Here is a 15230-nt window from a genome sequence, read left to right as displayed (position 1 = left end):
AGTGCCCGGCCCGGGAAATATCACGATCAGGTCGCTCGCTCGTTCATCGGGTCCATGTGACGGGGGCAGGCGATGGTCTCGCAGAAGTGTTCGCTGAGGGCGGAATTGCCTGGGTATCTCAACGTGGCTTATTACACCGAGGATACTGCGGTAGATCAAATGGGGATGAGCGAACCGTGCTCGATCAGCTGACGAGGAGTAACGGTCAGGCATTGCAAGATTTGGCTTTGTGAGTACTCGCCCTTAAGTCCGCAGGACTTGAGAAAATAGGAGAAGACGTTTGCTCTTCGCGCGGTAACGCCGTGCACTCGCCGTGAAGGCCCGTTGATGCGCGCGCAAAGTGAGGCAGTGCGACTGTCCCGGCCGATCCGCGCTACTCCATCAATAGTATTGGCGCCTGGAAATATCATACTACGAAATTGGTGAGTGAAGTCGGCGCATTCAAGCAAGAAGCGCTTTTCGAGTTGTTTTTCGAAGACGCATCGAGCGTCCCTTCTCTATGGCTTGCTTCCATGTTGAAGGGGCTGACGTGCACGTCGAAAATCGGGTTTGTCACGCGGATAAAGATCCAGAGGACAGAGGACAAATTCGCGTGTAGTTCCAGTTCTTATCTCGAAGAGAAAAATCCGCTTGAATAGTTGTCGATGACCATTGATATGGTAATGGGAAGCAGTTGCGTCTTCGCCAAAAGCAAGACGCTGCAGGCAAATGTGCAAAGCGAAATCGGAGAACACGTGGCAAAAAGCACCAAGCGCAAAGAGTATAGTAAGGATGACGTCAAGCTGCTCAAAGCGCACTCAAAGGCCCGCACCCCTGTAGCTAGGGTTTCAAAGCTTATGAAGCGATCCGAGGGCTCTCTAAGACAGAAAGCACGTACCTTGGGGATTGGCTTGGGTCACCAGCGCTGAGATACGCGTGAATGTTCGGAAATTGACCGGCGTGATGATCGAGACGGCCAGGCGGCTTACGACCGCCGGGCCACCTGATCTTTTTCAGGTCCCTGCGCCCGAGGAGCAGCTCGCGCGATGAACGAGCTGACCGGTTTGCTGAGCGGCTTACATCGTGAATATAGATTTACTGAGCTGGGAAAACACGGTCCGCGAGCGTGCCGGCGGATCATCATCTCGGCCGGTAGACGTCATTCGGCGCTGAGCCATCTCCCTCTGCCTCCATACTTCTCGAGGCGCGGCGACTGGAACCTAGTTGCCCCCAAGAGGGAGCTTGGCACCATTTTTCCGAGTCCGGGGCCGACATCGTCGGCCTACAGCATTAGCGGCCGGCGGCTGACGCAGATCGCTCTGATGATGCTGCCGGCCGGCAAGCCGCAGAAAGAAGGGAATAGCCGCGATCCGGCCTACGGCGACAACATAGGTAGTCCGGCAGGAGATGTGCAGACAGCAGGCGCAGAAGCGTACAAGCATTTTGTATGTTCATGCGGAGCCGCGCCGGCATCCTCTTGTATGCGGGATTTGTTGTGAGGTGAGCAAAGCAGTGGTGAACATTGTTCATCGTTATCATCGAGACCGTCGATTTCGCCGCCGCGAGTGCCGCGCGCGGACAGCGCGGCGGCCGCGGCAGACTCCATGTCGGCAATGAGAATTGAATTGCGGGCCGCACTCGCTAGCAGCTGGCCGCATTTGCGGTAAGATCGTCTCATCTGGTATCCGACCAACGATTGAATCTGACGTCCTTCGAATGCGGGAGCTGCTCCTTGCTGCACTTTCGATATGTTGCCTCAGGCAATTTTAAGCGTGTCGCCGCCGATTTCGCGGTTGCAAGGGCAGAGCTCATCAGTCTGTGTCGCATCCAGAACGCGTAACGTGTCAGTCGGGCTGCGGCCGACATTGAGGCTTGTCGCATAGACATGCTGGATCGTGTTCTCAGGATCGACGATGAAGGTGTAGCGATGCGCGATGCCATCACGCGATCGCACTCCAAGGCCATCGACCAGTGCGCCCTTGGTGTCGGCAAACTGCCAGATCGATAGACGGTGCAGATCCTTGTGCTCACGCCGCCAGGCGAGCTTGCAGAACTCGTTATCGGTCGAGCCACCAAGCACGACTGCATCGCGATCGGCGAAATGCTTGGACAGGCGAGCAAACTCAGCGATTTCGGTTGGGCAGACGAATGTGAAATCCTTCGGGTAAAAAAAGATGACTTTCCATTTTCCGGGGAAACTCCTCTCAGTCAGCGTCTCGAAGGCGCTCTGCCCGTTCTCCTCTTGCAGGTGAAAGCCGGGCTTCACGCCTGTGATGTCGAACGGCGGCAACTTACTTCCAATTCCAGGCATATTGTCCTCACAACATCGCGTTACACGGAAACAGCGTTCCGCGACTGGCAAAGCAAGCGATATGCCACCCATCTGCCGGCAAGTACCCATCATGCCGGTCGTGGAACATTCGCCTTTGATGCTGGCGTGTCCTCGAACCCCATCTGCACCGGATGGTCCTCAATTGACTTGGCCCGGCATTCCCCGTTCCGCGCTCTTTCGCCCGGCACTCGTAGTGGAATCCACGCGCCGGCTTTGTCGGGTTTGTCTCAGAGCTCTTGCCGCTGTCGGGTCCGCCACAGCATCCAGTCTCGGACGCTGCGCTATTAGTCGAGCCTAGTCAGATGCTTAACGCGCGTGCGAACGAATGGCACGCCAGTTGCTAACTGGATGCAGCAACAACGAGTGAGGGCTGAGGGCACGCCGACGCCGATGGCGAGCGATGGCCTCCTTCCCGAAACCCGTGTGCCCACGTTTCTGAGAGAGAGAAACAGCCTCGCGCGTTCCGCGCGAAAAATTGGCAATCGGTTGATGGAGAGCAACATGTCTTCGCTGAGACAAATCGCGTTTTATGGCAAGGGTGGCATCGGTAAATCGACAACGTCGCAAAATACGCTGGCGGCTCTTGCTGAGCTGGGTCAAAGGATTCTCATCGTTGGCTGTGATCCCAAAGCGGACTCGACTCGCCTCATCCTGCACGCCAAAGCGCAGGACACCATTCTGAGTCTGGCGGCGAATGCCGGCAGCGTTGAGGACCTCGAAATCGAGGACGTCATCAAGCTCGGCTACAAGGACATTCGATGCGTCGAGTCCGGCGGTCCAGAGCCGGGGGTGGGGTGCGCCGGAAGAGGCGTGATCACTTCGATCAACTTTCTGGAGGAGAATGGCGCCTATGAGGACATCGACTATGTCTCTTACGACGTGCTCGGCGACGTTGTCTGCGGTGGCTTCGCGATGCCTATCCGCGAGAACAAGGCACAGGAAATCTACATCGTGATGTCCGGCGAGATGATGGCGATGTATGCCGCCAACAACATCTCCAAGGGTATTCTGAAGTATGCGAATTCCGGCGGCGTGCGCCTCGGCGGCCTGATCTGCAACGAGCGGCAGACGGACAAGGAGCTGGAGCTGGCAGATGCTCTTGCCAAGAAGCTCGGCAGCCGGCTGATCTACTTCGTGCCACGAGACAATGTCGTGCAGCACGCGGAGCTGCGCCGCATGACTGTGCTGGAATACGCGCCAGAGTCCAAGCAGGCGGATCACTATCGCAATCTCGCGACCAAGATCCACAACAATGCGGGACAAGGCGCCATCCCGACGCCAATCAGCATGGACGAGCTCGAGGATATGCTCATGGAGCACGGCATCATCAAGCCTGTCGACGAGAGCCTGGTCGGCAAGACCGCCGCCGAGCTCGCCGCTGTTTCGGCATAGTTGATGTTGTCGGCCTTCTCGACCGGGGAAGGCCGACATCGTCCACTCAGAAGCTGGGGGACCTTCATGATTGGCACACAAAGCAAATTGGCCGATACGATGTCATCTCCTGTATCAGCAGCTCACATCGCCGAGCAGCGCGACGCAAGTGAGCTCTACGGGCTTCTGACCGGGCGCCATCCAACAGAAGTCGACATCAGCGACGATGACGATTTCGATCGCCATGTGCTCGCTTGCGTTCTCGCCGCATCCGCTATGGATGGCGGCCAACTTCCCGAACGGGCTGGCTTGACTAACCAGGAGCTCGATGCGCTCTTGGTGCAATACTTCCCATCCACCCCAGTCAGGAGTTGTACCTGGCGCGAACAGTCCGCGTTACCGGCTCCTGACGAGACGATTATGGTGCGCGACCTCCTGCTTGCGCAACGTTCCACTCATGGCGAGGTCGGCGGTTGGCTCGCGACGATGATCGCGCGGCGCGCCATGGAGCCTAATCACCTGTGGGAAGATCTCGGTCTGCGGGAGCGGGACGAATTGTCCCGCCTCCTGATGCGCCATTTCGGGCCGCTGGCGGCTCGCAACACCAAGAACATGCGCTGGAAGCGCTTCTTCTATCGCACGCTATGCGAAGATGACGGTCTGGTGGTGTGTACCACGCCGGTCTGCACGGAATGCAATGATTTTGATCTTTGCTTCGGCGAGGAGAGCGGGGAGAGCCGGATGGCCGGACGCCGGCGGGATCATCTGCGTCGTCTCGATGACTCAGTCCAAGCCATCCCAAGTTCGCAAGACTGAGCTCATAATGGATGCCCCCTCCAGGCGCGAGTCCGGGTGTATCGGACGAGCTTTCGGCTAGCTGTCACATGACGAGACGGGTTTTAAAAGACACAAACAACTTCGCGCAGGCGGCCTAAGCAGGACGCGGCGGCGCCTGATGATCGCGGCTTGATAACTGGCGGAGGCGACCGTCACATTTACCGCCGAGATGTTCTATGTTGACGCGATGATCGACGCCAACATCCGCCTCTTGATCGCGCCCCGCTGAACTTATTTACGAACACCGACTTGTGGTTGGACCGAACCCGATGGCTCAAAAATCTTCTTAAGCGCCGGAATGCACGCGTCTTCCCCGAAGTGCTGTAGCTTGAGGTGAGGCCCGAACCGTTGGCCGGCTAGCAAGCTTCCAAGCTCGGCGCCTGCCTTCAGCTCGGTCGCAAGCGCACCGAACCTGGCGCTCCGCCGTTTCCACCCTGTCGGATTTGCGACACACCCGACTAATCTGAAATTCGGCGTCATTCACAGGTTCTTGGGAATTCGAGCGGGTTGGCACAGCAGTTGCTGAACAGCTTCCGGAATAAACATACGGAGCCGCTGATGGCGTTCGCCGCCGCAATTACCGGGCCCGACAAAGATCGGTCGAGGTCCATAGTCCTTAACGACACCACCTTGCGCGACGGCGAACAGACACCCGGCGTGGCCTTCACGACACCGGAAAAGGTCTCGATCGCGCGTGCGCTGGCCGCGGCCGGAGTCACGCAGATCAAGGCCGGAACGCCGGCGATGGGTCAGGAAGAGATTACCGCGATCCGAGCGGTCGCCGAAGCGGGCCTTGCGGCCACGATCATCGGCTGGTGCCGATGAAACCCGCGGACGTCGATGCGGCGATCGAGGCCGGTGTTTCGATGGTCAGCCTATCGATTCCATCGTCCGACGTGCAGATTGCGGCGAAACTCGGTGGCGGCCGCTTGGCCGCGCTGGAGCGGGTGATGCGCGTCGTGGCCTATGCTCGCAACAAGGGACTGTATGTCGCGGTGGAGGGCGAAGACTCCTCGCGTGCCGATGTCAACTTCATGATCGACCTGATCGCAATCGCCAAGGCGGCCGGCGCGCGGCGCTTTCGTGTCGCAGATACGCTGAGCGTGCTCGATCCCGACGCGTCCTTCGCGCTCGTGGCCGCACTGCGCGCCAGCACCGATCTCGAGCTCGAATTCGACGGCCATGACGATCTTGGGCTAGCGACGGCTAATACGCTGGCGCCGATCAAGGCCGGTGGGACGCACGCCTCTGTGACGGTCATTGGACTGGGCGAGCGAGCCGGCAATGCGCCGCTGGAGGAAGTTGCCGTCGCAGATAGGCAGCTCTACGGCCGTGATACCGGCGTGCTGGTATCTGAACTGGACAAGCTCGCGGCCGCCGTTGCAGCCGCAGCGTGCCGCACCATTGCGCTCAACAAGGCGATTGTCGACGAGCATGTCGTTACCCATAAACCCGGCATCCACGTGGGCTCTCAAAAAGACCGGCCCACCTACCAAGCGCTCGACCCGGAGTTACTCGGCCGCTCCCACCGCATTGTGATCGGCAAGCATTCAGGCCTTGCCGCTATCACTTCGCTCTTGTCCGAGTTGCAGGTTTCGGTCACCGCCGAGCAAACCGAAACCATTCTCGCGCGCGTCAGCAAGCATGCCATCGAGCACAAAGGCCCAGTTTCCCAGAAAACGGTGGTGGCGATCTGGCGCGACATTCACGAGAGATCGCTCGTCAACCGAGGGCGATCGGGTGGTCAGCAATGCGCATCGCGCGATCAGGTTGGAACATTCGAGCCAGGACGGTTTCTCGGCGCGGATCTAATGGAGGTTGAAAATGACGACGGACGGGATCCTTTCGCAATTGAACAAGGCCTCGGCGGCAGAGGAGTTTTTTGCACTGCTCGGCGTCGAGTACAATGCGAAAATCATCGACGTGGCGCGGCTTCATATCCTTCGTCGCATGGGTCAATATCTCGCCGGCGAGGAGTTTACCGGTGCATCAGATCCTGACATCGCCTCGCGTTGCAAGGCCACGCTTGAGCGCGCCTATGCCGACTTCGTCACGTCCTCCCCGATCGAACAGCGCGTGTTCAAGGTCCTGAAGGATGCGGCCGCACCACAACCGAACAAGCATCCAGCATTGGTGCAGCTCGGTTCTTTGGAGTGAATTGAGTTTATATCTCGTGCTCTGGAGCGTGAAGGTTCAGAGAACCTGCCAACGACCCAAGTTGCAGTTACGGGCCTCGCGGATCCGCAGCTTGGACTCGGCTCCTTAAGGTAATCACGGCTCAGCCCGGATATTTCCGTCGTTTCAAGCTGGTCTCATGGTGCAGCTATCTCCTGCAATGGTACGCCGGCAGCGGGGAGCGCATATTTAGCGAGGAAAGCGCAGCAAGGTTCGGATGACTGTCTTCTGTCGCATTCCGGACACGGGTCAGCACGGTTTCGAATGTTCCGATCCTCGTGAGAGGCTGCCAATCCGATTTCCTTCAGTAAGATTCTGTATTGGCGGTCAATTTTCACCGTCTGCGCAATTGGTACGACAATTGCTGACATATGCTCAGCTAGTCTGGAGAAGCGAATGCACATCTTGGTCCGCATCGAGTTTGTTTTGGACGCCGCGCAGTTTCGCGCGCGCTGCCTGCCGGCATCATGATGCGTCACGACGCCAAAGCGATGGTTGCATATTCCGGCCTGGCTGAGCTGAAAGCTGCGCTTGATCCGCGCCAAAGATTCGTCGACGAAATCACTCCCGTTGGCCGATCTATGGCCGAGACTTCCCGGCGGGACACCTTGCTCTCCAGCGCCGGCCGCGCGGCGCCGTTGACGGGCGGCTTCACCGCCGGCCCTTGTGCCCTCGCCAAGAGTTGCGGGCGTGTCGCTGCAATCGGCAAGATTGCGAGGGCATTCAGAGTAATGGATCGCGTTTTCACCGGCAAGCTCGCGGCCGACAATGGCGCCAGCCGAGCCTCACGTAGGTCCTCGATCTGTTCCAGCTCGGTTGCATCTCCAAGATGAGGGGGAGCAATCGATCGGCTCGCGTGACCGCGCGGTTGCGCGCCTCACTAGTTGCCAAATGGTGGCCCCAGAATGCCGAACCCGGAAAGAACCCGAAGCGCGTGCTTCCGGGCTCGTCGACAAAAGTCCAGCAATGGGTGTCTCGGCCCCGCGCTGCTGCCAGGCGGTGTTGACAAAATGAGGGCGTGCACGCGGCCGAACGTTAACTGAAGCAATCTTCACCCGCGAAGTCAAAGCTGGAGGCGGAGCACGCTTCGCTGGCGAGCCGCTACTGAACACGGATGGGAGTACAGATGATGAGCACCGCACCCAAAAGCGCAGCTCCGGCCGCGGGTGGTGGTCGCGCGGCGACCAAGAGGGAGCTGCCCGAACGATTCAAAGCGTATAAGCACGTCTGGGTCTTCATCGAGCAGGAACGCGGGATAGTACACCCCGTCTCCTGGGAGCTGATGGGTGCCGGCCGACGGCTTGCCGACAAGCTCAACGTTGACCTCGCCGCGGTTGTCATCGGCCCAGTCGGGGAGACAACGCAGCAGGCGGTCGCCGAATCCTTCTGCTACGGCGCCGACCTCGCCTATATCGTCGCGGATGATCTCTTGGCCGATTATCGCAATGAATCCTACACCAAGGCCCTGTCAGAGCTGGTCAATACGTACAAGCCGGAAATCCTACTCCTAGGGGCAACTACACTCGGCCGCGATCTCGCCGGTTCAGTGGCCACCACACTGCTCACCGGCCTAACTGCCGACTGCACCGAACTCGATGTCGATGCCGACGGCTCGCTTGCAGCGACCCGGCCGACGTTTGGCGGCTCACTATTGTGCACGATCTACACACTGAACTACCGTCCACAGATGGCAACCGTCCGTCCGCGCGTGATGCCGATGCCCGAGCGCGTGACCGGCGCGGTCTGGCGCGTCATCTCGCATCCGCTCGGGCTTGTAGAAGAAGATATCGTCACAAAGGTGCTGTCGTTCCTGCCAGACCGCGATTCTAAAAAGTCCAACCTCGCATATGCCGACGTGGTCGTCGCTGGAGGGCTCGGTCTGGGGTCGCCTGAGAACTTCCAACTGGTACAGCAGCTCGCGGACGTGCTTTGCGCCGAATATGGCTGCTCGCGGCCGCTGGTCCAGAAGGGCTGGGTCACCTCGGACCGACAAATCGGCCAGACCGGGAAAACCATTCGGCCAAAGCTCTATATCGCGGCCGGTATTTCCGGCGCGATCCAGCATCGCGTTGGCGTGGAGGGGGGCGACCTCATCGTTGCCATCAACACCGACAAGAACGCCCCGATCTTCGACTTCGCCCACATCGGCATCGTCACCGACGCCATTCGACTGTTGCCCGCATTGACCTCTGCATTCCGCGCGCAGCTGTCGCCGCACTCGCACGACCGCATCGCTGGATAGGGGAGCTTGTATGATCGAGGAAAGATTCGACGCGATCGTCGTCGGTGCTGGCATGGGCGGGAATGCGGCAGCGCTGATCATGGCCGAACGGGGCCTAAAAGTGCTGCAGCTGGAGCGCGGCGAGTATTCGGGGTCGAAGAACGTGCAAGGCGCCATCCTCTATGCCGATATGCTGGAGAAGCTGATCCCGAATTTCCGAGAAGATGCACCGCTTGAGCGGCATCTCGTCGAGCAACGCTTCTGGATCGTGGACGAGCGTTCGCACACCGGGATTCACTATCGCTCCGATGACTTCAACGAGGAAAAGCCGAACCGCTACACCATCATCCGCGCCCAGTTCGATAAATGGTTCTCGCAGAAGGTCCGCGAGGCCGGCGCCACGGTGCTGTGCGAGACCACGGTGACCGAGCTCCTCCAGGATTCCGATGGGAGGGTCGTCGGGGTGCGCACAGATCGAGATGGGGGTAAAATCCATGCAGATGTCGTCGTGCTGGCCGAGGGGGTGAACGGAGTGCTGGGAACGGGTGCGGGCTTAAGAACGCGGCCGAAACCGGACAAGGTCGCACTCGCGGTCAAGGAGATGCATTTCCTATCGCGCGAGACAATCGATGCTCGCTTCAATCTAAAAGGCGACGAGGGGCTCGTCATCGAAGCCGCCGGAAGCATCTCCCGCGGCATGACCGGTATGGGCTTCATCTATTCCAACAAGGAATGCATATCGCTCGGTATCGGCTGTCTTGTTGCCGACTTCCAGCGTACCGGCGAGACGCCTTACGGCCTGCTCGAGGGGTTCAAGCGTCACCCGTCCGTCGCGCCGTTGATCGAGGGTTCGGAAGTAAAGGAATATTCCGCGCATTTGATCCCCGAAGGTGGATACAAGGCGATCCCGCAGCTTTGTGGTGAGGGCTGGGTCGTTGTCGGAGACGCCGCCCAGCTCAACAACGCCATCCATCGCGAGGGGTCCAATCTGGCGATGACGTCGGGCCGTATCGCCGCGGAAGCGATCTGCCTTATCAAATCGCGAAATGATCCGATGACGGCCAAAAATCTTTCGCTTTACAAAAAGCTGCTGAATGATTCGTTCGTGATCAAGGACCTGAAGAAGTACAAGGATATGCCGGCACTGATGCATACCCACTCGCAGAACTTCTTTCTCACATATCCGCAGCTCTTCTCCAAGGCGATGCAGGATTACGTGCGCGTCGACGGCACACCAAAGCTTGAGAAAGAGAAGCTGATGCTGAGCTCGTTCATCAAGGCGCGGTCGTGGAGTGGACTGTTCAGCGATGCCCTGCGCATTGCCCGGGCCTGGCGGTGATCACAAACCAAAGACAACGACGAACGACGGAGCCAGAAACAATGCCGAGCGAGCCATCCCGACGTGTCGAGGACAAACTATTCTACAACCGCTATCTCGTTGATTCCGGCCGTGCCCATATCAAGGTGCGGCCGCACACCACACCATCCTCGCGGCTCTTATCGATGCTGAAGGCCTGCCCTGCACGGTGCTACGAGCTCAGCGATAAAGGTCATGTTGAGGTGACAGTCGACGGATGTATCGAGTGCGGTACCTGCCGGGTGATCTGCGAAGAAAGTGGCGATATCGAGTGGAGCTACCCACGTGGCGGTTACGGTGTGCTATTCAAATTTGGTTAAAGCTTCGGGGCAGGGCTGATTGGCAGGCTGCGGCGTTCTCGCCATACAACCAAATCACGCGCGAAGTTGAGATTTCACCTGATTCAATCGAGTCCCAATGTTTGCATCTACCGGGGGGGCCTTGCCATCGCTATAATATGCCCCGGAGATAGGCAAAGCGAGCGGATCCGAAACAGGGCGCAGCGCATTGGCGGATTAGGTCGTCCATGTCGGATCTGTCGACGGATCCTGCTTCTCTTCCCCAATATCTGGCCGGTTCGTCCTCCTTGGAGTTCGCGGCGATCCGCCTGCCGCCACTGCCTCGCGACGCTGCCTATCACCTACAAACGGAACGCTCGAAGCAGGACTTCGCTTCGCGCCGCCGGCCCGACGAACGTGCCACGAGCGCCTTGTAGACAGACAGGCACGAGCGGATCACAGAATTAGCGCTTTGTGACTCCTTCGCGCGACCGGCGGTTGCGCGTTCGTCAGGCGGGCTGCGCGCATGCAGCACACAAGTTTGCACTTTCATTCGCCTGTATCGCTGGGATATATGATCGGCCGGAGAGCATGACGATGGTTCGATTACAAAAGAGCAGGGCAGCCGCTAACGCGCGGCGAGCAGAGGCACGCTGTGAGAGTTCGGTCGGCGACGTTCGGGCCTGCATGGCCGAACTGAGAAGCTTGCCGCGCGAGAACCTCGCGGATGCGGTGTTCATGCTCTCGATGAATGCAAGACGGCAGGGCGAGCTGATAAGACATGCGATCGAGAAGCGCGCCGAGGTCGACTTGGACTTTGATCCGCCGCCGAATGCTGATTTGGCGACCTATCTCGCGAATGATGTGGTCTCGACCCTACGCCACCACGTTGCTGACCTTCCGACCCTGCTGGACCTGTTGGTTGAGCGAGCGCCTGACATCTGCTTCACCGTCGATCGGGAGGAGGCCGTTTCGCTGCTGGCCGCAATCATTCGCGAACAGCGGCTCGAAGGAGTCCTTGAGGGCCTCAGGCTCGCCGGGCTCCTGAACGAGCCAGCGAAGGATCGCCATGCCGGGATCGGTTCAGAAGCGGATTTGAGAGGAGCTGCCGAGGGCGCGTGAGTGTCCAGGCGCTTTGAGGGACAGTCCTGCAGATGGAATGTCCAGAGCGGATGGGGACGTCAGAAAATCTCGGCGCCTGCTTGCGAGCTCAAAACCGCGTCGAAATTCGCGGCGTAGTTCCTTTGTCATCCGTTTAGTATTTATCGCTGACGCGGAGCCGCTATGCACGCCCGGTCGCAGCCCCGGCCGCGTCAAGCTCGGCGACCTTCGCGTTCGCGAGGGCAGATCCGCAGTTCTGAGCTTTCATGTCCAGTTGCAGCGCGCGTTTTCGCGCTGGCGGATCATGCAACCGTTCGCTAACAGCCACGCAAGGGAAATCACGGCAGGACACGTCGACCGAGCCGCGGCGATGTGGCAAAGCGGCGAAAGGCAGTCGCTCAACTCAGTGAGGCGTCCTGGTGAAATCGACCGACCTTGTTTCGGTAGTCGCTGGCTGCGCCTGGGCGGCGGAGGCCTGGCAAGTATTCCGCGACCAAGTCGAGAACAGCAGAGAAGCTGAGTGGCGGCCCGCTGCAAATTGGGCAAAACGGCCTTCTTGGGTGACGCTGGATCGTCGACATGAACGCTCCGCCGCGCGTCTGCCATACACCCCCTATCCTTGCTCGATCCTCGGGAAACGAACTCGCCTCGGCTATTTGCTGTGTTCGCGAGCGCACCGGGATTTCGCCGAACCTCGCGTCCACGAGCACGGAAGACATAGCCGAAATCCGCAGCTGAGTGCGGCCGAACGGCGCGTCCCACGTCAACGCTTGGTCAGGTCGGTCAGTAGGCCCGCTCAAACCCCACGAAGGCGCCTTCACGCGCTACGGCCAGCCGCACTCAGTGAGCTGCTGTAATAATCTGAAAGCATCCGATCGCAACTTCCATCACGATCAGCACGACTATAACGCATTCAAGACGCAGCGAGCGCCGTGTGTCGATGATGTCCGTCAGTGCGTTAGCCGTTCCGGATATGGCCGACAGCTAGCGCTTAAGCATCTCAAGACGCTCCTTCAGTTCGTATTCGTCTTACAGACGCGAATAGAGCCGCTCGAGTTCCGGCTTCTCCCAGAGTGCGTCGGGCTTTTCGGCAATGGCGACGCGGCCCGCGACGTGCTGCTGGACCAGGAGCGCATTGCCGATCAGTTAGAGAATGCCCTTGCGGCCCGCGGCGTCCGGCCGCGCTCGGCTAGTTCGCGTGCAAAGGGTACGACCACGTCGAACACCGCGGCGACACGGCACTTATCTCGCTCCAGCGCCGTGCTCTTGGCTAGCTATCGGCGATCGGCAGCCGATCGTCGCTAAATTCTCTGAGACAAAATCCGCCCGCCCGGCAGGATGACCTCGGCGCTCTGGTCGTTGCAGAGCTGCGCCTGCGCGCTCTCCTCCTCATAGCAGCTGAGTTCACCGATGGCCCGCGATATCAGGGTTTCGATCAGAGCGGTTCCTTCCGAGGGCGACAATCCGATGAGCACTACAACGCCATAGCGGAAGATCACGACAAGGCCCGCATGAATGCGGAAAGCGATCGGCGTCGAGGACACTAGCGTTCCGATTTCGAGAGCCGACGGGCTGATGCGATCGCCCAGCATGACTGCGCGAATGCTCAGCATCGAGGCAGCCGCCGTCTGATCGGAGACGGCAGGCTTACCGGACGTAAGTTGATCCATGTTCACTTTAGCATCCGGTTTGACTGCGACACGATAGCGTCTCCCGGGACCTTCAAACACGTCCAGAACTTCGTCGCAGATGGTGCAGCGGAATTTGCCGGGCGCGTCGCTGAGAGATGATGCTGCGATCCAGAAAATTCCGACTCCAAGTTTGGATGGGTGCGTCGCCATTTCCATGTTCGTGCATGCTTGGCCGCAAGGTCAATCGAACGACCCAGCAAGCTCTTGGAGGATTTCGACGACCCGGGGCCGCCAAACATTTGGCTGCGCCATAGGCGTCGTCCTCGAAACAAGGTCGAGCAAGATTGATGCCGAACCGGTGTCTTCGCGCCAACGGCGTCAGGAGTTTCCGCTTCAATGGGCGAGCGAAAATGATTGTCTGAAACGGCACAGGTTGACCAAAGACTGGCCGCGATGTGTGTCCAATTTCCTCCAGAGCATGTCGGCTACAGAACACGACGAATCCTGCGCGCCGCCGGATGCTTCAAGGCAATCAGAGCCTTAACCGCCGCAGCGGCGCTGGCATAGCTGTTGCTATGAAATGTCGCAATGACCGAGCGAAGGCGGAGTGCACACCCGGTCCGATCTGGCGAAAACAGGACGTTACAAATGGACCGAGGGTGGCGAAGGTGAAGTGCCATTTCCAACCGTCAGAGACAACGCTCCCGGCAAATTCTTGAGCGAAGGCCCGAGTACAACGGCAGAAAGGACTCAAGACCGTGCATATCGAACCCGGAATAGTAACAGACGCCAAGCTCGTGTTGAGGTACGCGACAGGCATTGCGACGGGCTGCGTCATCGCCAAGCTTGTGGTCGAGACCATACGCGAGCGGGGCGCAATGTCATTTGCTGTGCAAGCCATCGCCGCGACGGGTCTTGTGTTCGCGTTTTTCGAAATCCTGCCGCACTTTGCGGTTGGGGTCTCCGAAGTGCAATTCGTCCTGCGCTCGACGCTGTCACTGTTGTTCGGCGCGGCGCCGGCTGCCCTTGGTCTTGCGCTCGGCCTTTTGCTGCAAGGCGTGCTCTTTGTTCCGACCGACCTGCCGCAATATGGTATGAATGCCACGACGCGTCTAGTGCCGCTGTTTGAGATCCGGGCGCTCGCCAAGCGGCTCATTCCATCCAAGGCTGCCTATCGCGATCTGCAGTACAGTAATGCGATTGCGCTCTCGACTGCGTATCAATCTGCTATCGTTGTCTCGGTCGCGTTTTGGGCGCTTTATGGCGCGGGCTTCGGTGCCGCCAACCTCGGTGACGTCCCATCGTTCGCGGTTTCCTATGCAGTTGTGGCCTTGGTCGAGCCGCTGGCTGATCTGGTTGTGCTGGCGCTCGCGAAACCAATTGGGCGGCGTGAGTGCGAGGGCATCTGTCGCCCACCGCTCTTAAAAGGCATGTTGCTGTTGATAGCAACGATGGCCGTCATGTCGCCCGTTTTGCTCAAGCGATGCGTACGCTTTCCCCGATAGCAGCCGGCTGCCGCGATCCCGGGCGACGCGCGCTCGCTGCTATCCGTGGCAGCGAGGGGGCTGAGCTTATGCTCATTCCGCACAAGGCGACCAGGAAATCATATCTCGACGACTTGCGGCCGGCCGTCCGCGTCGGTCCGGTCGCTAGTGAGCGGACGCGCACTACCGAGTTCGACCGGCTGGTGCGTGATGCGGCCAAAGCGAACTACCGCAACGACCTGGAGGAATGGCGGGATGCGGTCAGCGCAGCAGCCTGGTCGCAGAACATCCGGGGCGAGGTTGGACGCGAGGGGAGTCTTGCACTGCTGATACACGGGGATTCATCCGTCGAACGAGCTTACCCATGCAACATTAGCAGCCTCCTCAGCACAGCCGCGATGGCACGCCGTTCGGCGGCTTCCCATGCTCTGCAGCACTCGGCCGGAATGTTCGTAGTTCGACAA

Annotated in this window: 14 protein-coding genes and 1 pseudogene; 12 read left to right on the top strand and 3 right to left on the bottom strand. The window is 59.3% G+C overall.

Features of this window, described 5'->3' with window-relative positions; genetic code table 11:
- Window positions 1–644 precede the first annotated feature (644 nt).
- A complete protein-coding gene (locus IVA87_RS15210) occupies window positions 645–908 on the top strand; it encodes a hypothetical protein (protein ID WP_247279056.1) in 264 nt (87 codons plus the stop codon).
- Window positions 909–1025: 117 nt separating this feature from the next.
- On the top strand, window positions 1026–1478 hold the full coding sequence (locus tag IVA87_RS15205; RefSeq protein ID WP_247334066.1) for a hypothetical protein: 453 nt from the start codon (window positions 1026–1028) through the stop codon (window positions 1476–1478).
- Window positions 1479–1735: 257 nt separating this feature from the next.
- On the opposite strand, the gene IVA87_RS15200 is transcribed toward IVA87_RS15205, so the two are convergent.
- A complete protein-coding gene (locus tag IVA87_RS15200) occupies window positions 1736–2290 on the bottom strand; it encodes a peroxiredoxin (RefSeq protein WP_247334065.1) in 555 nt (184 codons plus the stop codon).
- A gap of 522 nt (window positions 2291–2812) precedes the next feature.
- On the opposite strand from IVA87_RS15200, the gene nifH reads away from it, so the two are divergent.
- The 9 genes and pseudogenes from nifH (at window position 2813) to IVA87_RS15155 (ending at window position 11672) form a co-directional block, all read left to right on the top strand.
- Window positions 2813–3703, top strand: a complete 891-nt coding sequence (gene nifH, locus IVA87_RS15195) for a nitrogenase iron protein (protein WP_026233535.1) — start codon at window positions 2813–2815, stop codon at window positions 3701–3703.
- 66 nt (window positions 3704–3769) lie between these two features.
- Window positions 3770–4498: a nitrogen fixation protein NifQ gene (locus tag IVA87_RS15190; protein WP_247334064.1), complete on the top strand. Its 729-nt coding sequence runs from the start codon at window positions 3770–3772 to the stop codon at window positions 4496–4498.
- A 579-nt stretch (window positions 4499–5077) separates the two neighbouring features.
- Window positions 5078–6225 (top strand): annotated as a pseudogene (locus tag IVA87_RS15185) (homocitrate synthase); the annotation flags it as partial.
- A 118-nt stretch (window positions 6226–6343) separates the two neighbouring features.
- On the top strand, window positions 6344–6676 hold the full coding sequence (gene nifW / locus IVA87_RS15180; protein ID WP_247279060.1) for a nitrogenase stabilizing/protective protein NifW: 333 nt from the start codon (window positions 6344–6346) through the stop codon (window positions 6674–6676).
- Between the two features lie 1147 nt (window positions 6677–7823).
- Complete coding sequence (locus IVA87_RS15175; protein ID WP_247334088.1) at window positions 7824–8936, top strand: electron transfer flavoprotein subunit alpha/FixB family protein; 1113 nt, start codon at window positions 7824–7826, stop codon at window positions 8934–8936.
- Window positions 8937–8946: 10 nt separating this feature from the next.
- Complete coding sequence (locus IVA87_RS15170) at window positions 8947–10254, top strand: FAD-dependent monooxygenase (RefSeq protein ID WP_247334063.1); 1308 nt, start codon at window positions 8947–8949, stop codon at window positions 10252–10254.
- Between the two features lie 41 nt (window positions 10255–10295).
- Window positions 10296–10592 (top strand): ferredoxin family protein, encoded by a 297-nt coding sequence (locus IVA87_RS15165; RefSeq protein WP_247279062.1) that lies wholly within the window; start codon window positions 10296–10298, stop codon window positions 10590–10592.
- Between the two features lie 206 nt (window positions 10593–10798).
- Window positions 10799–10987 carry a hypothetical protein gene (locus IVA87_RS15160; protein ID WP_247334062.1) on the top strand — a complete coding sequence of 63 codons (189 nt, stop codon included), beginning with the start codon at window positions 10799–10801 and terminating at the stop codon, window positions 10985–10987.
- Between the two features lie 250 nt (window positions 10988–11237).
- Complete coding sequence (locus IVA87_RS15155) at window positions 11238–11672, top strand: hypothetical protein (protein ID WP_247334061.1); 435 nt, start codon at window positions 11238–11240, stop codon at window positions 11670–11672.
- A gap of 1008 nt (window positions 11673–12680) precedes the next feature.
- Here the strand turns inward: IVA87_RS15155 and IVA87_RS15150 are convergent.
- Both IVA87_RS15150 and IVA87_RS15145 read right to left on the bottom strand, forming a co-directional pair.
- On the bottom strand, window positions 12681–12746 hold the full coding sequence (locus IVA87_RS15150) for an RMD1 family protein (protein ID WP_247334087.1): 66 nt from the start codon (window positions 12744–12746) through the stop codon (window positions 12681–12683).
- Between the two features lie 206 nt (window positions 12747–12952).
- Window positions 12953–13498, bottom strand: coding sequence for a hypothetical protein (locus tag IVA87_RS15145; RefSeq protein ID WP_247334060.1), 546 nt, complete (start codon window positions 13496–13498; stop codon window positions 12953–12955).
- A 542-nt stretch (window positions 13499–14040) separates the two neighbouring features.
- Between IVA87_RS15145 and IVA87_RS15140 the strand changes: the two genes are divergently transcribed.
- Window positions 14041–14787, top strand: a complete 747-nt coding sequence (locus tag IVA87_RS15140) for an energy-coupling factor ABC transporter permease (RefSeq protein ID WP_247334059.1) — start codon at window positions 14041–14043, stop codon at window positions 14785–14787.
- Window positions 14788–15230 lie beyond the last annotated feature (443 nt).

Source organism: Bradyrhizobium sp. 147, assembly GCF_023073935.1.
Taxonomy (GTDB): Bacteria; Pseudomonadota; Alphaproteobacteria; order Rhizobiales; family Xanthobacteraceae; genus Bradyrhizobium.
This window is presented reverse-complemented; position numbering and strand designations above follow the sequence as displayed.

Bases quoted from the DNA above. Each gene is read 5' to 3' on its own strand.
- IVA87_RS15210 (WP_247279056.1), top strand. From the start codon at position 645: ATGACCATTGATATGGTAATGGGAAGCAGTTGCGTCTTCGCCAAAAGC.
- IVA87_RS15205 (WP_247334066.1), top strand. From the start codon at position 1,026: ATGAACGAGCTGACCGGTTTGCTGAGCGGCTTACATCGTGAATATAGA.
- IVA87_RS15200 (WP_247334065.1), bottom strand. From the start codon at position 2,290: ATGCCTGGAATTGGAAGTAAGTTGCCGCCGTTCGACATCACAGGCGTG.
- nifH (WP_026233535.1), top strand. From the start codon at position 2,813: ATGTCTTCGCTGAGACAAATCGCGTTTTATGGCAAGGGTGGCATCGGT.
- IVA87_RS15190 (WP_247334064.1), top strand. From the start codon at position 3,770: ATGATTGGCACACAAAGCAAATTGGCCGATACGATGTCATCTCCTGTA.
- nifW (WP_247279060.1), top strand. From the start codon at position 6,344: ATGACGACGGACGGGATCCTTTCGCAATTGAACAAGGCCTCGGCGGCA.
- IVA87_RS15175 (WP_247334088.1), top strand. From the start codon at position 7,824: ATGAGCACCGCACCCAAAAGCGCAGCTCCGGCCGCGGGTGGTGGTCGC.
- IVA87_RS15170 (WP_247334063.1), top strand. From the start codon at position 8,947: ATGATCGAGGAAAGATTCGACGCGATCGTCGTCGGTGCTGGCATGGGC.
- IVA87_RS15165 (WP_247279062.1), top strand. From the start codon at position 10,296: ATGCCGAGCGAGCCATCCCGACGTGTCGAGGACAAACTATTCTACAAC.
- IVA87_RS15160 (WP_247334062.1), top strand. From the start codon at position 10,799: ATGTCGGATCTGTCGACGGATCCTGCTTCTCTTCCCCAATATCTGGCC.
- IVA87_RS15155 (WP_247334061.1), top strand. From the start codon at position 11,238: ATGGCCGAACTGAGAAGCTTGCCGCGCGAGAACCTCGCGGATGCGGTG.
- IVA87_RS15145 (WP_247334060.1), bottom strand. From the start codon at position 13,498: ATGGAAATGGCGACGCACCCATCCAAACTTGGAGTCGGAATTTTCTGG.